Below are 18,059 nucleotides of genomic sequence, written 5' to 3'. Positions count from 1 at the left end.
CCCGCATCAGCGCGCAGGCAGGGACCCGGGCATCCGTAAACGTCCCGTGATTGCCATGAACGCCCAGTTCAAACGCCTCAAACCCGCAACCTTGTCGCGGCAGATCCTGGCCCTGACCGGTCAGCTCCAGACCCTGACCCAAGCCAAAGCCGCACCCCGGGACTACAAGATCAACACCTGGTTCAACCCCTCACTGAACCGGACCTTTTCACATGAGGCAACGACTCACCGTTCCCGGACCTATTGACATGAGGCAACAGGGGGACTCAGTGCCCCACTTGGATCGGTACCGTGCGTGCTGCGCCGGACGGAACCTGCTGCGTCAGCGCCGGGAGGGCAGGCGGCCCAGGCCTTCCACGAGTTCCGTCCGGGCGCCGCACAGAGCGATCCGGATCCAGCCTTCACCGATGGAACCGAAGGCCGTGCCCGGGGCGAAGGAAACCCCGGAGTCGGCCAAAAATTTCCGGACCCAGGACCGCACATCGCCGCCGCTCACGTGGGAAACGTCCGCCCACAGGTAGAAGGCCCCCTGCGCAGAGAGGAACGGAATGCCCTTGGACTCAAGCACGGCCGAGGCCGCGTCCCGGTTGGCCCGGTAGTGGGCGTGGGCCCGGCTGACGTAGTCCTGCGGCCCCGTGAGCGCGGCGAGCGCGGCGTACTGGGAAGGCGAGGCGACGCAGGAGACGATCGACTCCATGACGTTGTTCATCTTCCGCTTCAGCCCGGGCGGACAGATCAATGCCCCGATCCGGAGTCCCGTCAGTCCATAGGTCTTGGACAGCGTCAGGGACGTGAAGACCCTGGCCTCGCCAGGGACGTCACCGTCAAAGCGGGCCGGGCTGACATGGGGTACGTCGTAGGTGAAGGCCTCGTAGCATTCATCGGAGATGATCCAGAGGTCATGGCGGCGGGCCAGGTCAACGAGACCGCGGGTCAGTTCGCCGCCGAGGACTGCGCCCAGGGGATTCGAGGGCGAATTCAGGACCAGCACCTTGGTCTGCGGCGTTATGAGGGACTCAAGATCCTCGATCCTCGGCTGGAAGTCGTGCTCAGGGTAGAGCGGGTACCGCACGGGCACTGCGTGCAGGAGCCGGCTGGTCATGGCAAACGTGGGGTAGCCGGGGTTCGGGATCAGGATCTCGTCGCCGGGGGAGAGCAGCAGGCTCATGGCGAAGTGGAGGCCCTGCTGGGCGCCGTCCACCACGTAGACCCGCTCTGTTCCGACCTCAACGCCGTTGTGCTCACGGAACCTGGCGGCGAAGGCCTCGCGGAGGGCCGGGATTCCGGCATTCGGTGTGTAGTTGGTCTCGTCGCGGTCCAGGCAGGCCATGCCGGCCTCGAGGACATGGCGGGGGAGGGCGAAGCCTGGTTCGCCGATGCTCAGCACAATGGCGCCGGGAGTACTCCAAGCGGCTTCGGTGATCTCGCGGATCTGGTTGGCTGGGAAGTCGCTGACATGGGCGGCAAGCTCGGGCATGTCTGCCATCCTAACCGCCGCCGTCATGCTGGCCGCGGGACCCGGCCGCCCGCCGTCGTGCGAAAAGGGACAGGCACGGGCGCGGATATACTGGGAGGCGTGCTTTCTGGACTGGTAATAGTGGACAAGCCGCAGGGATGGACCAGCCACGATGTGGTTGGACGGATGCGGCGGCTGGCCGGCACCCGGAAAGTGGGGCATGCCGGCACGCTGGATCCCATGGCGACGGGCGTGCTGGTTCTCGGTATCAACAAGGCCACCCGCCTGCTGACCTACATCGTCGGAACCTCCAAGACGTACACCGCCACCATCCGCCTCGGCGAATCCACCGTGACGGACGACGCCGAAGGCGAGGTAATCAGAAGCCAGTCTGCCGCTGCCATCACCGAGGACGCCATCCGGGCCGGAGTGTCGGCTCTCACCGGCGAGATCCAGCAGGTCCCCAGCAGCGTCAGCGCCATCAAGGTCAACGGCGAGCGCGCGTATGCCCGGGTCCGGTCCGGCGAAGACGTGAAGCTGGCTGCGCGGCCGGTCACCATCCACCGCTTCGACGTCCATGCTGTCCGGCCTGGCGGCGACGGTGACGTCCTTGACGTGGATGTGACCGTGGAATGCTCGTCCGGAACGTATATCCGTGCCTTGGCGCGCGACCTGGGCGACGCGCTGGGCACGGGAGGCCACCTGACGGCGCTAAGGCGGACCCAGGTTGGCCCGTACACCCTGGACCAGGCCCGGACGCTGGAACAGTTGGCCGAGGAACTCGAAGTGCTGGAGATGTCGCAGGCGGCGCGGGCGCTCATGCCGAACCGCGAGCTCAGCGCGGAGGAGGCCACTGAAATTTCCTTCGGGCGCCGCATCGCCGCAGGTGCGGGGGCCGGGACTCCGGAGGCGGCCACCGCCGACAAGCCCGCCGCAGCCTTTGCGCCGGACGGATCCCTGGTGGCACTGCTGGCCGACGCCGGCGGCTATGCGAAGCCGGTGCTGGTTTTCGCGCCCAGCAACGAACAGCAGGCCACGTAGTTTGGACGCGTACTTTTACATCATTCTGGCGGTCGGACTGCTTTCCACGATCATCTGCACCGTAGCGGGGATCCTGAAGAAAGCCCCGAACGATGCCACCATCCTGTCAGTCGCCGCCGTCGAACTGGCACTCCTGGTGTACCTGGTGGGTTCGATCGTCCGCGTGGCGTCAGGAGAGCAGATCGCCGGTGAAGCGTGGGAGTTCTGGGGTTACCTGGCCACTGCACTCATCCTGCCGGTAGGCGCCGTGTACTGGTCCATCCTGGAGCGCACCCGGTGGAGCAACTTTGTCCTGGCTGCCGTGGGCGTTACAGCCCTGGTGATGGCCGCCCGCATGAACCAGATCTGGTACTGAGTGGAAGAAGCAGACGTGACTCCGCAAACCCCCGTCAACAAAGCCGACGCGGCCCCGAAGGCCCCGTCCAAGGACACCCGGAACACCGGCCCCGGGCGGCTGCTGATCGCGGTCTATGCAGTGTTCGCCATCTCCGCCACTGCACGGGCGGGATACCAGATTCTCACCAAGTTCTCCGAGGCTCCGCTTGCGTACCTGCTCTCGGCGTTCGCGGCACTCGTTTACGTCGTCGCCACGGTCTCGCTGGCGAAGGCCGGCAGGACCTGGTTCAAGGTGTCAGTGGCTGCCGTACTGGTGGAACTCGTGGGTGTGCTGGTGGTGGGAGCCCTCAGCATCTTCGACTCCGTCAGCTTCCCGCATGAAACTGTCTGGTCCCTCTTCGGCCGCGGCTATGCATTCATCCCGCTCCTGCTGCCCATTCTTGGCCTGGTGTGGCTTTACAAGCGGCGGCCTGCGCCTCGCGGGGTGTGAGTCGGCGCACCTTTACTGTCAGACCCTCGCGGCAGAGTTATCCCATGAAGGTCTTGGGGGAACTCGCAGAAACAGGAGTGGCATTGCGGTCGGCGGCACTGCCCGCCGCCGCTTCTGCTGTTCGGCTCGCTTCAGCCCTGGGTCTCCGCAGTGTCCCCGGGCCGCCACGGCTTGCTGAGGCGTTAGCGTCCGACGGCGGAGGGTCCGGTGATCTCGCCCGGATCCTTGGGCTGATGGCGGCATTGAGTTCGACGGCGGTCGGGGACACCGGGGTGATGGGCTTCCGGGAGGCGGCTGACTTCGCTGCGAACCTCGAGGAGATCAGTCGGCACATGGAATACCTGCAGGTGGTTGCGGCCGGCGCTGTGGAGCGGACCCGGCGGGAGGCTGTTTCTGCGGCGCGGGCTGGCTCTGGCTCCGGTTCTGGGGTTGGTTGGACCACGGGCTGGGGCAGCCAGCAGTCCACAGCCCCGGACCCGACGGATGACGGCTGCCGGAACACTACCGAGTTCCTGCGTATGAGGCTGCGGATCGGTGCCGGCGAAGCCCGCCGGCGGCTTGCCCTGGCCGCGGCGGTGCTGCCAACGACCGGGATCACCGGCCACGTCCAGAAACCGGAACGGCCCGTGCTAGCCGCCGCCGTGGCCGCGGGAACGGTTGCGTCCCGCGCCGCGACCATCATCACCCTGGCCTTGGACCGGGTCCGCCATCATGCCCCCGAAGACACCACCGCGAAGATGGAACACGCCCTGACCCGCGCAGCGACGGAACAGGACACCGACTTCGTGGCTCGCGTCGCCCGGCAGTGGATGGAGGCGATCGACCAGGACGGCTCCGAACCGTCCGAGGAAGAACTCCGCCGCCGCCAGGGCGTCTTCCTCCGCCAGCCCCGCCGCGGACTCCAGCACTTTGAAGTCTTCGCCACCCCGGAGCAGTTTGAGCCCCTCCTGACCGCGATGAACACGGCCACCAACCCCCGCACCCGCATTGGCGACGCGGACACCACTGCAGCCGATGCCCTGGACCTGCGCACCCGGCCGCAGCGGCTCCTCGACGGCCTTGTCGGCGCCTCCAAAGCAGGCCTCAGCACCGGAGCCCTGCCCGCTGCCGGCGGACTGCGGCCGCAGGTCATGGTCACCATCGACTACCGCGACCTGTTGGACAAACTCGAACAGGGCATCCCAGGCACCGGCTCGTTCACGTTCACCGGCCCCGTCACCGCATCCACCGTCCGGAAGATCGCCTGCGACGCCGACATCATCCCCGTCCTGCTCGGCACCGAAGGCCGTGTCCTGGACATCGGCCGCACCACCCGGATCTTCCCGCCCCACATCCGCAAAGCCATCACCGCCCGCGACCACGGCTGCGCCTTCCCCGGCTGCACCATCCCGGCCCCCTGGTGCGAAGCCCACCACATCACCTACTGGTCACACGGCGGAGCCACCAGCACCGACAACGGCACCCTGCTCTGCAGCCATCACCACCACCTGATCCACAAGGAACAATGGCAGATCCGCATCCAAACTGGCGTCCCGTGGTTCATCCCGCCACCCCACATCGACACGAGACAGGTCCCGCGAAGGAACCACTACTTCCGGCTCGAATGAGACGGCAGCGGTTCAAACCACGGGCCCTCGGAACCCCATGACACCAGCACGGGATTCGGGTCCGCCGGCATCCTCGGTCTACCGGAACACGGCGAACATCCTCAGCGGTTCCGGTCTGAAATCCGAGGGCGCTGATTCAGCGGGGTGCTATCGTGGCAACTCGCCGAGCGCCAGGGTTCAGCGGACGCCAGAGTCCGAGCAAAACAGGGGGAGCAACCCGTGACATCCATTCCGGCCACTCCAGCCCGCGTCCTCTTCTACGGTGTCACGGGCAGCGGCAAATCGTCGGCGGCCCGCGCTTACGCCCACGTGTCAGGGCTCCCGGAGTTTTCAGCAGATGACGACATTGGCTGGCTTCCCAGCTGGCAGCAACGCAGCGTCGAACACCAGCGGCAGCTCGCGGCTGATGTCGCGTCCCGCGACCGCTGGGTGTTGGACAGCGCCTACGGGGCCTGGCGGGACATTGTTGTTCCCCGGGCCGAGCTGGTTGTCGCCCTGGACTATCCGCGATGGCTGTCGCTTGCCAGGCTGATCCGCCGCTCGGTCCGACGAGTCATCACCAGGCAGCCCGTCTGCAATGGAAACGTGGAAACGCTTGCGAGGCTCTTTGCGAGCGAATCGATCTTCTACTGGCACTTCAACTCTTTCGCCAGGAAGAGGCGCGTCTTCCGGGAATGGCAGGCCGATCCGGACCTGCCGCCGGTGTTGGTGTTTCGCAGGCCCAGGGACCTGGACAGCTGGCTGGCGCAGGTTGCCGCCGCCACGCCACGTCCCGGGCGCTGCTGACGTTCAGGCGGCTATTTCTTTCCGAAGAGCCCGCCCAGCAGCCCGCCGAGCCCGCCGCCGCCGTCCTTTTTATCCTCCGGACGATCGTCTGTCCGGTTCTCGGCCCGCTCGCCGGGGAGGTCGACGTCGATCACCTCGCCCGGAACGGGCGCGCCGGCCTGCGGCCTCGGCTGCCCCAGCGGCCCGGTCGGGGTTTGCGGCGCCGAATCATTCGCAGACTCCGCTACTACTGCGCCCCGGGACTGCTGGCCACCCTGCGCACCCCCGCCCAGGATGCCCCCGAGGATGTCCCCGAGCCCGCCTTGCGAGCCGCCGCCCTGCGACCCGCCGCCAAGAATGCCGCCCAGGATGCTGCCGAGGTCGATACCACCCGGTCCGGCCGGGGTGCCGGCAGCATCGCCGCCTACCCCGCCGCCTGCCGGTGCGTTCCGGCCGCCAAGAACCTTGTTGGCGAGGTAGGACATTACGATGGGCGCCAGAATGGGCAGGAGCTTCCGGACGAGGTCGCCGCCCACTCCGCCGAGGTTGGCTGTTCCCGCGAGCTGGCTGGCCACCTGGTCCTGTTGTCCGCCGAAAACATGGCTGACGATCTTTTCGCCGTCGGCGGTGTCCACCTGCGAGGCATCCACGCCGCCGTCGATGAGGCCGTCCTGGTGCTGGGCAAGCGCTGACTCAAGGGAGGCGGCGCCATCCGGGGCCTGTGCGTTGCTCTGCATGCCGGCGAGCAGGGTTGGCACCGCAGCCTCGACGGCGGCCTGAGCGGATGCCCTGTCCGTGCCGAGCAGCCCGGCAATCTGGTCAACAGGTATCTGTTCGAGGATCTCGCGGATGTCAGTCATAGCACTCTCCTTCAGCCCGATGCGCGGCAGCGGGCGTCGTTGGCTGCGGCGCGCAGCTGCGCCGCCGGATGCTGCCCTTGCATCCTAGTCCGGGACGCAGGACGGTGGAAGGCAGGACGCGGGGGACCGGCCGCGACGTCGGGCGACCCGGGCAATTGCAGGTAATCTTAGAGAGTTCCGGGGCCCGGCGCGGCATTCCGGACGAGTCAATGGCAGGCAGTAAAAGGCGAGGTTGATGGTCCACATCTGGAACGATCCGTCCGAGGTCCCCGCGGACTTCGGCCCTACCGTCGTCACGTTCGGCAATTTCGACGGCGTGCATCGGGGGCACCAGCAGGTGCTCTCACAGCTCATCCGCACCGCCCGACTGAACCGTGCCCGCGCCGTCGCCATCACCTTTGACCCCCACCCCGCCCAGGTGCACCGGCCCGAATCCGCGCCCGAACTCATCATGGGCCTCGAAGACAAGCTCGTCGCCCTGGGTGAGCTGGGCCTGGATGCCGTCCTGGTGATGAAGTACTCGCTGGAACTGGCAAGCCTCACGCCGGAGGAATTCGTTGCCAGCGTCCTCGTCGACAGCCTCAAAGTCAGCCATGTGGTGATCGGCCACGACGCCCGCTTCGGCCGCGGCAACTCCGGTGACTTGTCCACCATGCAGGAACTGGGCGAGAAGTTCGGGTTCACCGTCCAGGTCATCAGTGAGTTCGGTTCTGAAGGTTTTCCCATTCACGACGACGGCGGCAAGGACCGCCGTTGTTCGTCCACCTGGGTTCGTGAGGCCTTGCGGGACGGCGACGTCTCCACGGCAGCAGCCGTCTTGGGCCGTCCGCACCGGATGCGCGGCGCGGTGGTCCACGGCGCTGCCCGCGGCCGTGCGCTCGGGTTCCCCACCGCCAACCTGGCGTCGGACGCCAGCGGCTACATTCCGGCCGACGGCATCTACGCCGGCTGGCTCGTTGACCAGGCCGGCACCAGATGGCCGGCGGCCATCTCCGTGGGTTCCAATCCCACATTTGACGGGGTCAGCAGGCAAGTTGAAGCACACGTCATCGACCGGCCGGAAGAGCCCGTTGAAAACTTCGATCTGTACGACCAGACAGTAGTTGTGGAGTTCGTGGCGCGGCTGCGGGGCATGGTGGCGTACCGTGGGCCGGAGGCGCTCGTCGATCAGATGCGCCTGGACGTCGTCCAGGCCCACGACATCCTGTTCCGGCGCTGACCCACAGTCACTGGCAAGGAAGGCACCGCTGTGTCCGTAGAGAAAAACACAAGGAAACTGGAAAAGGACATTGTCCGGGATTTCAGTTCACGGATGAGCTATGCGTCCTACCTGCAACTGCCCACGCTGCTCAGCGCGCAGCAACCGGTCAGCGATCCTGAACACCACGATGAACTGCTCTTCATCATCCAGCACCAGACCACTGAGCTGTGGCTGAAGCTGGTTCTTCACGAGCTGCGCAGCGCCGCGGCCTGGCTCCGCAACGACGACCTTGGCTCCGCCCTGAAAGCGATTGCGCGGGTCAAGCACATCCAGAAGACCTTGACCGAGCAGTGGTCCGTGCTGGCCACGCTGACACCCACTGAGTATTCACAGTTCCGCGGCTTCCTGGGCAACTCGTCGGGGTTCCAATCCAGCCAGTACCGTGCCGTGGAGTTCGTGCTCGGCAATAAGAACCGCAAGATGCTGCCGGTATTCGAGTCAGACCCGGAAGCGTATGAGCAGCTGAGCCGCGTACTGGAAGCGCCGAGCATCTACGACGAATTCCTGGCCTACCTCCACCGGCAGGGCTTCGACATCCCGGCGTCCCTGCTGGAACGCGACGTCACCAAGGCTCACCAGTTCTGCCCGGAACTGGTGCCGGTGTTCAAGCACATCTACGAGAATGCGGCAAGCAACTGGGGCGCCTACGAGGCCTGCGAGGAACTGGTGGACCTGGAGGACAACTTCCAGCTGTGGAGGTTCCGGCACCTGCGGACGGTGCAACGGACCATCGGCATGAAGGCCGGGACCGGCGGGTCCAGCGGGGCCGCGTTCCTGCAGAAGGCCCTGGAACTGACCTTCTTCCCCGAGCTTTTCGCTGTCAGGACGGAGATCGGACAGTGAGCACCCTTCACCAGACTCAAGAGGCCCTGCTGCGGCGCGCCGTCGAACTCGACGGTGCAGACCCGCTGGCGGGCTACCGGGACCACTTCATCGGAACGGACACCGACCTGTCCTATCTGGACGGGAACTCGCTGGGCCGTCCGCTGAAGCGGACCGCCACGGACATCAACAGCTTTATCCAGCACAGCTGGGGCGGCCGGCTGATCCGCGGCTGGGACGAGGAATGGCTCCGGCTGCCGGAGGCTATCGGCGACCAGCTGGGCCGGGCGGTGCTGGGAGCTGCTCCCGGGCAGACCATCATCGCCGACTCCACCACAGTTGTCCTTTACAAGCTGATCCGTGCGGCCCTCGCGGCGGTCAAGGATCCGGCCAGGACAGAAATCGTCCTGGACACGGACAACTTCCCCACGGACCGCTACCTTCTGGAGGGCATCGCCCGGGAAGAAGGGCTGACGCTGCGATGGATCGAAGCCGATCCCGCCGCCGGGGTGACCGTTGAACAGGTGCGGGAGGCTGCCGGGCCAGCGACCGCCGTCGTGGTTCTCAGCCAGATCGCCTACCGCTCCGGCTACCTCGCCGACCTGCCGGCGATCACCGCGGCAGTGCACGACGCCGGCGCACTGGTGGTGTGGGACCTCTGCCACTCCGCCGGGTCGGTGGAGATCAACCTGGACGCCGCCGGCGTCGACTTCGCCGCAGGCTGCACCTATAAGTACCTCAACGGCGGGCCGGGCTCACCGGCCTTCGCGTATGTCAATGCCCGGCACCTCCCCGGGCTGAGCCAGCCGATCTGGGGATGGATGGGCCGCAAGGACGCTTTCGAGATGGCGGCCGGGTATGAGCCGGCCCCCGGCATCCGCGGCTTCCTCAGCGGAACGCCGGCCATCTTCGGGATGATCGCCATGCAAGGCACGTTGGACCTGATCGAAGAAGCCGGGATGGCCGCACTCCGCGAAAAATCCCGGAAGCTCACGGCTTTCGCGCTCGAACTCCACGACGCGTGGCTGGCACCGGCCGGCGTCGAACTGTCCACCCCGCGGGACCCGGAGCAGCGGGGGAGCCACATCACCGTGGACCACCCCGGCTTCCGGGAGATGACCGCCGAGCTCTGGGCGCAGGACGTCATCCCGGACTTCCGGGCGCCGCACGGGATCCGGATCGGGCTGTCGCCGCTGAGCACGTCGTTCCTGGAGGTCTACCGCGGTGTTGCCGCCATCCGGGATCTGCTGGCGCGCCCGTAGGGGTACGGCGTGTTTCGACAAGATTGCGGCCGGGCCGGTAAACTAAACGTTGGATCCGGCTGCAGTCCGTGGCGGCTGGCTCTTGTTATGTGCAGGAAGTCCGGTATTTAGCGGATTTTCGGCGCTGGCGCACCCGGCAGTGAATTACTGATTCGGGCCTCACGGCACATCTCTAGGAGTTATTGTGGCACTTGACGCCGCTGTAAAGCAGTCCATCATCAAGGAATACGCAACCGGCGAAGGCGACACCGGTTCACCGGAGGTCCAGGTTGCAGTCCTGACTCAGCGGATCAAGGATCTCACTGAGCACATGAAGGAGCACAAGCACGACTTCCACACCCAGCGCGGTCTGCTGGCCATGGTTGGTCGTCGCAAGCGTATGCTCACCTACCTCAAGAACACTGACATTGCACGCTACCGTGCGCTCATCGAGCGCCTCGGCCTGCGCCGCTAGTCAGCTCTAAGGGGCGGCCCCTTCCGTGTCGGAAAGGGCCGCCTTCTTCAAACAAAACTAAACAGGAGGATCAACCGCATCACGCATTCGCGGTCCTCGGTAGTGATTCCCGGGAACGGCTTCGAAGAGTGAAGCCCGGCCCGTGGGTCTCGATCGATGACCGGGTGCAGTGCAGGCCAGTAGACAGATGCTGGACTGGGTTGATGCGGCTGGACTTCCGTTAACCAAGAAACGGAGGTGACTCTCTTGGAGGGTCCCGAAATCCAGTTCTCAGAAGCCGTCATTGACAATGGCCGCTTTGGCAAGCGTGTAATCCGCTTCGAAACCGGCCGCCTTGCCAAACAGGCAGCTGGCGCAGCCATGGTGTACATCGACGAAGACACCGCGCTGCTGTCCGCAACCACCGCCGGCAAGCACCCGCGTGAAGGCTTCGACTTCTTCCCGCTGACCGTTGACGTCGAAGAGCGGATGTACGCCGCCGGCCGCATCCCGGGCTCGTTCTTCCGCCGCGAAGGCCGCCCGTCCACCGAAGCCATCCTGGCGTGCCGCCTCATGGACCGCCCGCTGCGTCCGGCCTTCATCAAGGGCCTGCGCAACGAGGTCCAGATCGTCGTCACCGTGCTGGCGATCAACCCTGACGAGCTCTACGACGTCGTGGCCATCAACGCCTCCTCGATGTCCACCCAGCTCTCCGGCCTGCCCTTCTCCGGCCCGATCGGCGGCGTCCGCGTTGCCCTCGTTGCCGACGAGAACGGCTCGCAGTGGGTTGCTTTCCCGAAGCACTCCCAGCTCGAGAACTCCGTCTTCAACATGGTTGTGGCCGGCCGGGTTGCCGGTGACGACGTGGCCATCATGATGGTCGAAGCCGAAGCCACCGACAACTCCTGGAACCTCATCAAGGAACAGGGCGCCACGGCTCCCACCGAAGAGGTTGTTTCCGAAGGCCTCGAGGCTGCCAAGCCGTTCATCAAGGCCCTCTGCGACGCCCAGGCCGACCTGGCTGCCCGCGCCGCGAAGCCGACGGTTGAATTCCCGGTCTTCCTCGACTACGAAGACGACGTGTACGCCGCTGTTGAGGCCGCTGCCGCCGAGAAGCTGGCTGCTGTCTTCCAGATCGCCGACAAGCAGGAGCGCGACACCGCTTCGGACCAGCTCAAGGACGAGGTCACCTCTTCCCTGGCCGGCCAGTTCGAGGGACGTGAGAAGGAGCTGTCCGCGGCTTTCCGCTCGGTCACCAAGCACGTTGTGCGCCAGCGTATCCTCAAGGACCAGATCCGCATCGACGGCCGTGGCCTGACGGACATCCGCCAGCTCACCGCCGAGGTTGAGGTTCTGCCCCGCGTCCACGGTTCGGCCATCTTCGAGCGCGGCGAGACCCAGATCATGGGTGTCACCACGCTGAACATGCTGAAGATGGAACAGCAGATCGACTCGCTGTCTCCCGTGACGCGCAAGCGCTACATGCACAACTACAACTTCCCGCCGTACTCCACCGGTGAGACCGGCCGCGTGGGCTCGCCCAAGCGCCGCGAAATCGGCCACGGTGCCCTGGCAGAGCGCGCGCTCGTTCCGGTGCTGCCGTCCCGCGAGGAATTCCCGTACGCCATCCGCCAGGTGTCTGAGGCCCTCAGCTCCAACGGTTCGACGTCGATGGGTTCCGTCTGTGCCTCCACGCTCTCCATGCTCAACGCTGGTGTGCCGCTGAAGGCAGCCGTTGCCGGTATCGCCATGGGCCTGGTTTCCGACCAGGTTGACGGCCAGACCCGCTACGCAGCGCTGACCGATATCCTCGGCGCCGAAGACGCTTTCGGCGACATGGACTTCAAGGTTGCCGGTACGTCCGAGTTCGTCACGGCCATCCAGCTGGACACCAAGCTCGACGGCATCCCCGCGTCCGTGCTGGCAGCAGCACTGAAGCAGGCCCGCGAAGCCCGCCTGCACATCCTGGATGTCATCAACTCCGCGATCGACACCCCGGACGAGCTCTCCGAGTTCGCGCCGCGCGTCATCGCGGTCAAGATCCCGGTTGACAAGATCGGCGAGGTCATCGGGCCCAAGGGCAAGATGATCAACCAGATCCAGGAAGACACCGGCGCCGACATCTCCATCGAGGACGACGGCACGGTCTACATTGGCGCCACCAACGGTCCGTCTGCAGACGCAGCACGCTCCGCCATCAACGCCATCGCCAACCCGCAGGTTCCGGAAATCGGCGAGCGCTACCTGGGTACGGTCGTCAAGACCACCACCTTCGGCGCCTTCATTTCCCTCACCCCGGGCAAGGACGGCCTGCTGCACATCTCCGAGCTGCGCAAGATCGCCGGCGGCAAGCGCGTTGACAACGTCGAGGACGTCGTCTCCGTGGGCCAGAAGATCCAGGTAGAGATCACCAAGATCGACGACCGCGGAAAGCTGTCCCTGTCCCCGGTTATCGCCGAGGAAGAAGGCGCTGAAAGCGCCGAGTCCGTCGAGGCAGCTGCAGAGTAGTCTGCAGGGCCTGACGTAGTACCAGCAGGACGGCGGGGCCGGTGGATCATCCACCGGCCCCGCCGCATTTAAGCCGAGCGATTGAACGACGGTTTCCCGGAGCCGCGTGAGAATGGTCCGCTGGTACGATTGCAGGCAGATTTGGCACCGTATTCGTGAAAGGCCTTGATGACTGTCGTTCCCCTGCCGCTAGTGCAGAACCATCCCGGAGACACCCTGATCCACGGAGCCGACGGCGGGTCCGTTGTCCGCCGGTCCGTGCTCCCTGGCGGCGTGCGTGTACTGACGGAGGCCATGCCGGGCCAGCGTTCCGCGACCATCGGGTTCTGGGTGGGTGTAGGGTCCCGGGACGAAGCCCACGGACAGCACGGATCCACGCACTTCCTGGAACATCTGCTGTTCAAGGGGACCAGACGGCGCACCGCGCTGGAAATTGCGTCCGCCTTCGATGAGGTTGGCGGGGAATCCAATGCGGCCACGGCCAAGGAAAGCACCTGCTACTTTGCCCGCGTCCTGGACACGGACCTCCCGATGGCCATCGACGTCATCGCGGACATGATTACCGGCGCCGTCCTGGACCCCCAGGAGATGGAGCAGGAACGGGACGTCATCCTGGAGGAAATCGCCATGGACAGCGATGATCCCACTGACGTCGCCCATGAGCACTTCGTCGCGGCGGTACTGGGAACGCACCCGTTGGGACGCCCCATCGGCGGAACCCCCGAGGCCATCCGGGCGGTGGCCCGCGATTCCGTCTGGGACCACTACCGCCGGTACTACCGTCCGGACGAGCTGGTCATCACCGCCGCCGGCGGGCTTGACCACGACGTCGTCTGCGGACTTGTGGTGGACGCGCTCCACCAGGCGGGCTGGGCGCTGGAACCCGGTACGGCTCCCGTGGAGCGGCGTTCCACCGAGCGGGCCGACATCACCGGCACAGCCGGGCTGCATGTGGTCAAGCGGCCCGTGGAGCAGGCCAACATCATCATGGGCTGTCCCACGATCGTGGCTACGGACGGGCGCCGCTACGTCATGAGCGTGCTCAACGCCGTCCTGGGCGGCGGCATGTCCTCGCGGCTGTTCCAGGAGGTCCGGGAAAAGCGCGGCCTGGTGTACTCCACGTATTCCTTTGCTTCGTCCTATGCCGATGCAGGCTACTTCGGCATGTACGCGGGGTGCACCCCGTCGAAGGTCCGCCAGGTCGTTGAGCTGCTGGGTGCCGAACTGGACAAGCTGGCTGAGCACGGCATTTCCGGCGAGGAACTCAAGAAGGCCGTGGGCCAGCTCTGCGGCGGGATTGTGCTGGCGCTCGAGGACACCGGATCGCGGATGTCGAGGCTCGGCCGGGCCGAGCTGGTCTCCGGCGAATACCAGGACATCGAGGAGACCCTCCGGCAGATCAAGAACGTCACCGTGGAGCAGGTGCGGGAGCTCGCACAGGAGCTGGCGGCAGCGCCGCGGACGGTGACGGTCGTGGGTCCTTTCGAGGAAGACGAAACGTTCGGCCTCTGAGCCGGACGTTCCAACGCTGTCCAAAGCTGGACATCCCACTGCAGCGGCGTGATGATGAAGCCGGGGCCACACTGGAGGAGCAATGGACCGTCTGCACCCGGGGACTGCGCAGGAAGAGCTGCAGGCTTTCCTCGGGCATTGGACGGGAACCACCAGCATCGAGGCTACGCCGCGCCGGTCCGCCAGAACGGCGGCTGCTGAACTGACCTTCACCACGGCCGCCGGCGGGTATGCCGTGCTGCAAAGCTACCGCCACACCGAAAATGACGGGATCCGTTTCGAGCGGCATGGGATGTTCACCATGGACCCCGACCACCCGGACACCGTCTGGTATCACGTGGACAGCGTGGGCCTGCCGCGGGAAGCGCCCACGCGGTGCAGCTGGCACGGCGGAGTCCTCACCGTGGAACGGCGCAACGGCCGGGATACGTCCCGGCACACCTTCCGGGTAGACGACGGCGTGCTGACGCACACCTCCGAGGTCCGCCTTGCCGGCGCCACCGCTTTCGCTCCGTTCATGACCTCCGTATGCCGCCGCACCTGAAAGCGCGAACGGACACTTGAGGCCCCGCCGGGCGGCACTCGGAACCCGGGGACTGCCTAGCCGCCCGCAAACGGCGGAAGCACGTCGACGACGTCGTCCGGCTTCAGCGCCGCTGCACGGTTCCGGACCGCCACTTCGTTGAGCAGGAAGCTGCTCCTGGACAGCAGGCGTGCCAGCGGCGGCGTTCCGGGCGGGGGCACCGGGCGTTCGACGGCGAGGATCGCCTCCAGGAGCGAGTCGACAGTGGCGCCGGCGGGGAGCTCATAGCGTTCCTCGTCGACGCCGGCGGCAGCGCGCGCGGCAGCGAAATATCGTACGTTCACAGGTGGTTCAGCCTCCGATGGCGCTCATGCTGCGGTCCGGCTGGACGAAGTCCGGAGCGTCCAAACCGACGTGGTCCATGCCGTGGGCCTTGGGCTTGATCCACATGGCGTCCTGCCAGCGCTCGGCGAGCTGCTGGTCCGTGGCACCTTCGCGCAACAGCCCCAGGAGATCAAATTCCTCGCGGGAGAACAGGCAGCTCATGATCTTGCCCTCGGCCGTGATGCGGGTGCGGCGGCAATCAGAGCAGAACGGCTCGGTCACGGAAGCGATGATCCCCACCGTTCCCAGCACCGGGCCGGCGGCCTCGGCCGTGCCGGGCACGCGGGCCCGGACCTCGAAGCGTTCCGCCGGCGCGCCGTCGCGGTCCCTCGGATCGGCGCTGAGCACATAGTCGACGGACAGGAGTTCGCGGATTTCGGCCGCGGTGATCATGTTCCGGCGGGTCCACCCGTGGTCGGCGTCGAGCGGCATCTGTTCGATGAAACGGAGTTCGTACCCCCGGTCCAGCGCCCAGGCGAGCAGTGACGGGGACTCGGCGTCGTTGATTCCGCGCATCAGGACGGCGTTGAGTTTCACGGGGCCCAGTCCCGCGGCCCAGGCGGCGTCCACCCCGGCAAGGACCTTGTCCAGGAACGGCCGGCGCGTCAGCTTGGTGAACGTCTCCTCGTGCAATGAATCCAGTGAGACGTTGATCCGGGAGAGCCCGGCGGCTTTGAGCCCGGCCGCCTTCTTGTCCAGGCCGACGGCGTTCGTGGTCATGGAGATCGGCAGCTCGGGGTGGGCCCGGCGCAGGGCGGAAATGATGTCGAGCAGGTCGGCCCGGACAAGGGGCTCCCCGCCGGTGAGGCGCAGTTCGCGCACCCCCAGCATGTCAACGCCGATCCGCACGATCCGGACGATTTCCTCAGCGGACATCACGGCCTGCTTGGCCAGCCATTCAAGGCCCTCGGCGGGCATGCAGTAGGTGCAGCGCAGATTGCATTTGTCGGTCAGGGAGAGGCGCATGTCCGTGGCACGGCGTCCGTAACGGTCCATCAGGCCCGCGGGCATGCCCGCCGGCCGCGGCGGTACTCCCGGACCGGAACCGGCACCGTCCCGGGGCTGTGGCATACCAAGCTGAACACTCATAAATTCAGGCTACGCCACCTTTGGTCCAACCATCACGCCTATGACAGCTGCGAACCTATGCTGGAGGGGTGAACAAGTCCCAGCCGGCGCCGCCCCAGGCCGCTGCCGCAGGCGTTGTGTCGGTGGCCGCGGGGGTGGTCGCCGGCGAACTCGCCGCAGCCTTCGTGAGCCCGGCGCTGTCGCCCATGACAGGAGTCGGCAGTGCGGTGATCGATGCTGTTCCGCCGGCCGTCAAGGACTGGGCCGTCGCCGTGTTCGGAACTGCTGACAAATTGGCGCTGCTCGTCGGCATGGGACTGGTTATGGCTGCCATGGCCGGGCTTGCCGGTCTCGTGGAATGGCGGCGCCGCTTTGCCGGGGCCGCGGTCATTGCAGTGTTTGGCGTAGTGGGCCTGGCTGCGGTCCTGGGCCGGGCCCAGGCGACCGTCAATGCTGTGGTGCTGCCGCTGCTTGCCGCCGGAACCGGGATCCTGGTGCTGCACTGGCTGATGTCGCGCCTCCGGGACTGGAAGAAGACTGGCGCAGAGGCGGAGCGGGACGCCCCGGAGCGGGACGTCCCGGAGGGATCCGCCCCGGAGCGGGGCGTCCCGGAGCGGCCCGCCCCGGAGCGGCCAGCAGCAGGCCGGCGCCGGTTCCTGCAGGCATTGGGCGGGGGCGCCGTCGGCGCAGCCGCCGGGGGAGTGCTTGCCGCAGCACTGCGCGGAGCCGCTGCCGGCGTCAGTGAATTCCGGAGCAGGCTGGCCCTGCCGTCCGCTGCTTCGCCGGCTCCGCCGCTTCCGGCCGGTGCTGAGCTGGAGCTTGGCGGCATCAGTCCGCTGGTAACGCCCAACCGGGACTTCTACCGGATCGATACCGCGCTCACAGTGCCGGCCGTCGATCCGGACACCTGGGTCCTTAAGGTCACGGGCATGGTGGAAAGGGACATCGAGCTGGATTTCGCCACCCTGCTTTCCAAGCCCATGACCGAACGCCACGTGACCATCGCCTGCGTGTCCAATGAAGTGGGCGGGAACCTGATCGGCAATGCTCTGTGGCTGGGCTGGCCCGTCCGGGAGCTGCTGGCGATGGCCGGGCCACAGAGCGGAGCAGACATGGTCTTGTCCCGGAGCACGGACGGCTGGACGGCCGGCACGCCTTTGGAGGTCCTCACTGATGGCCGGGATGCCCTGCTTGCCGTGGGGATGAACGGCGAGCCGCTGCCACTGGAGCACGGCTTTCCCGTACGGCTTGTCGTCCCCGGCCTGTACGGCTACGTATCCGCCACCAAATGGCTCACAGAACTGAAAGTGACCAGGTTCGCGGACGACGCCGGGTACTGGACACCCCGCGGCTGGAGCGAGCGCGGACCCATCAAGATGTCGTCGCGCATTGACGTGCCGCGCGCCGGGCGTCCGGTGCGTGCCGGAACGGTGGCATTCGGCGGCGTCGCGTGGGCCCAGCACACCGGAATCGGCAAGGTGGAACTGCGCGTCAACCGTGGAGACTGGCAGGCTGCGGAACTTGCTCCCGGTATTTCCCGGGACACCTGGTACCAGTGGCAACTGCCGCTGGCATTGACGCCCGGGCAGTACGAAATCCAGGTCCGCGCCACGGACCTGAACGGTGCGCGTCAGATCGAAGACCGTGCCCGGGTGGCTCCTGACGGCGCCACCGGATTCCACACCATTAGAGTTGACGTGACGCCGTAGCGGGGCGCACGTCGCGTAGGAA

The 18,059-nt window shown here is 66.4% G+C and carries 17 protein-coding genes and 1 pseudogene; 14 read left to right on the top strand and 4 right to left on the bottom strand.

Annotation, left to right across the window (positions count from 1 at the left end; genetic code table 11):
* A pseudogene (locus tag RW112_RS20710) lies at nucleotides 1–247 on the top strand (integrase); the annotation flags it as partial.
* 75 nt (nucleotides 248–322) lie between these two features.
* Here the strand turns inward: RW112_RS20710 and RW112_RS20705 are convergent.
* Nucleotides 323–1,477, bottom strand: coding sequence for a pyridoxal phosphate-dependent aminotransferase (locus RW112_RS20705; RefSeq protein WP_317783558.1), 1,155 nt, complete (start codon nucleotides 1,475–1,477; stop codon nucleotides 323–325).
* Between the two features lie 99 nt (nucleotides 1,478–1,576).
* Here RW112_RS20705 and truB point away from each other — a divergent pair, with 99 nt between their 5' ends.
* From truB to RW112_RS20680, 5 genes are all read left to right on the top strand, one after another.
* Nucleotides 1,577–2,497 (top strand): tRNA pseudouridine(55) synthase TruB, encoded by a 921-nt coding sequence (truB, locus tag RW112_RS20700; RefSeq protein ID WP_317783557.1) that lies wholly within the window; start codon nucleotides 1,577–1,579, stop codon nucleotides 2,495–2,497.
* Between the two features lies 1 nt (nucleotide 2,498).
* Nucleotides 2,499–2,852, top strand: coding sequence for a hypothetical protein (locus RW112_RS20695; RefSeq protein WP_317783556.1), 354 nt, complete (start codon nucleotides 2,499–2,501; stop codon nucleotides 2,850–2,852).
* Nucleotides 2,853–2,867: 15 nt separating this feature from the next.
* The gene (locus tag RW112_RS20690; RefSeq protein WP_317783555.1) at nucleotides 2,868–3,323 is read left to right on the top strand and encodes a hypothetical protein; all 456 of its coding nucleotides are present in this window, start codon (nucleotides 2,868–2,870) and stop codon (nucleotides 3,321–3,323) included.
* 44 nt (nucleotides 3,324–3,367) lie between these two features.
* Entirely contained in the window at nucleotides 3,368–4,930 is a 1,563-nt protein-coding gene (locus RW112_RS20685) for an HNH endonuclease signature motif containing protein (protein ID WP_317783554.1), read from the top strand.
* Between the two features lie 219 nt (nucleotides 4,931–5,149).
* A complete protein-coding gene (locus RW112_RS20680) occupies nucleotides 5,150–5,716 on the top strand; it encodes an adenylate kinase (RefSeq protein WP_317783553.1) in 567 nt (188 codons plus the stop codon).
* Nucleotides 5,717–5,727: 11 nt separating this feature from the next.
* Here the strand turns inward: RW112_RS20680 and RW112_RS20675 are convergent, their stop codons facing one another.
* Nucleotides 5,728–6,555 carry a DUF937 domain-containing protein gene (locus RW112_RS20675; protein ID WP_317783552.1) on the bottom strand — a complete coding sequence of 276 codons (828 nt, stop codon included), beginning with the start codon at nucleotides 6,553–6,555 and terminating at the stop codon, nucleotides 5,728–5,730.
* A gap of 235 nt (nucleotides 6,556–6,790) precedes the next feature.
* On the opposite strand from RW112_RS20675, the gene RW112_RS20670 reads away from it, so the two are divergent.
* The 7 genes from RW112_RS20670 to RW112_RS20640 all read left to right on the top strand — a co-directional run bounded on the left by RW112_RS20670 (nucleotide 6,791) and on the right by RW112_RS20640 (nucleotide 14,897).
* On the top strand, nucleotides 6,791–7,774 hold the full coding sequence (locus RW112_RS20670; protein ID WP_317783551.1) for a bifunctional riboflavin kinase/FAD synthetase: 984 nt from the start codon (nucleotides 6,791–6,793) through the stop codon (nucleotides 7,772–7,774).
* A gap of 30 nt (nucleotides 7,775–7,804) precedes the next feature.
* Complete coding sequence (gene kynA / locus RW112_RS20665) at nucleotides 7,805–8,659, top strand: tryptophan 2,3-dioxygenase (RefSeq protein WP_317783550.1); 855 nt, start codon at nucleotides 7,805–7,807, stop codon at nucleotides 8,657–8,659.
* A complete protein-coding gene (gene kynU, locus RW112_RS20660) occupies nucleotides 8,656–9,900 on the top strand; it encodes a kynureninase (protein WP_317783549.1) in 1,245 nt (414 codons plus the stop codon). The genes kynA and kynU overlap by 4 nt, the downstream gene beginning before the upstream one ends.
* Before the next feature lie 184 nt (nucleotides 9,901–10,084).
* A complete protein-coding gene (rpsO, locus tag RW112_RS20655) occupies nucleotides 10,085–10,354 on the top strand; it encodes a 30S ribosomal protein S15 (protein WP_317783548.1) in 270 nt (89 codons plus the stop codon).
* 246 nt (nucleotides 10,355–10,600) lie between these two features.
* Nucleotides 10,601–12,841, top strand: a complete 2,241-nt coding sequence (locus RW112_RS20650) for a polyribonucleotide nucleotidyltransferase (protein ID WP_317783563.1) — start codon at nucleotides 10,601–10,603, stop codon at nucleotides 12,839–12,841.
* 168 nt (nucleotides 12,842–13,009) lie between these two features.
* The gene (locus tag RW112_RS20645; RefSeq protein ID WP_305940394.1) at nucleotides 13,010–14,353 is read left to right on the top strand and encodes a M16 family metallopeptidase; all 1,344 of its coding nucleotides are present in this window, start codon (nucleotides 13,010–13,012) and stop codon (nucleotides 14,351–14,353) included.
* Nucleotides 14,354–14,435: 82 nt separating this feature from the next.
* Nucleotides 14,436–14,897 carry a DUF1579 family protein gene (locus RW112_RS20640; RefSeq protein WP_317783547.1) on the top strand — a complete coding sequence of 154 codons (462 nt, stop codon included), beginning with the start codon at nucleotides 14,436–14,438 and terminating at the stop codon, nucleotides 14,895–14,897.
* Nucleotides 14,898–14,953: 56 nt separating this feature from the next.
* Here the strand turns inward: RW112_RS20640 and RW112_RS20635 are convergent, their stop codons facing one another.
* On the bottom strand, nucleotides 14,954–15,220 hold the full coding sequence (locus RW112_RS20635; RefSeq protein ID WP_317783546.1) for a MoaD/ThiS family protein: 267 nt from the start codon (nucleotides 15,218–15,220) through the stop codon (nucleotides 14,954–14,956).
* A 7-nt stretch (nucleotides 15,221–15,227) separates the two neighbouring features.
* Complete coding sequence (gene moaA / locus RW112_RS20630) at nucleotides 15,228–16,349, bottom strand: GTP 3',8-cyclase MoaA (RefSeq protein WP_317783545.1); 1,122 nt, start codon at nucleotides 16,347–16,349, stop codon at nucleotides 15,228–15,230.
* A 47-nt stretch (nucleotides 16,350–16,396) separates the two neighbouring features.
* On the opposite strand from moaA, the gene RW112_RS20625 reads away from it, so the two are divergent.
* Complete coding sequence (locus RW112_RS20625) at nucleotides 16,397–18,037, top strand: molybdopterin-dependent oxidoreductase (protein WP_411709954.1); 1,641 nt, start codon at nucleotides 16,397–16,399, stop codon at nucleotides 18,035–18,037.
* Nucleotides 18,038–18,059 lie beyond the last annotated feature (22 nt).

The sequence above is a fragment of the Arthrobacter sp. B10-11 genome (genome assembly GCF_033142195.1).
GTDB classification, from domain to species: Bacteria; Actinomycetota; Actinomycetes; order Actinomycetales; family Micrococcaceae; genus Arthrobacter; species Arthrobacter oryzae_C.
The sequence above is the reverse complement of the archived record's forward strand: the minus strand, read 5'-3'. Positions and strand labels throughout refer to the sequence as shown.

Bases quoted from the DNA above. Each gene is read 5' to 3' on its own strand.
- RW112_RS20705 (WP_317783558.1), bottom strand. From the start codon at position 1,477: ATGCCCGAGCTTGCCGCCCATGTCAGCGACTTCCCAGCCAACCAGATC.
- RW112_RS20640 (WP_317783547.1), top strand. From the start codon at position 14,436: ATGGACCGTCTGCACCCGGGGACTGCGCAGGAAGAGCTGCAGGCTTTC.
- RW112_RS20675 (WP_317783552.1), bottom strand. From the start codon at position 6,555: ATGACTGACATCCGCGAGATCCTCGAACAGATACCTGTTGACCAGATT.
- RW112_RS20645 (WP_305940394.1), top strand. From the start codon at position 13,010: ATGACTGTCGTTCCCCTGCCGCTAGTGCAGAACCATCCCGGAGACACC.
- RW112_RS20670 (WP_317783551.1), top strand. From the start codon at position 6,791: ATGGTCCACATCTGGAACGATCCGTCCGAGGTCCCCGCGGACTTCGGC.
- moaA (WP_317783545.1), bottom strand. From the start codon at position 16,349: ATGAGTGTTCAGCTTGGTATGCCACAGCCCCGGGACGGTGCCGGTTCC.
- RW112_RS20685 (WP_317783554.1), top strand. From the start codon at position 3,368: ATGAAGGTCTTGGGGGAACTCGCAGAAACAGGAGTGGCATTGCGGTCG.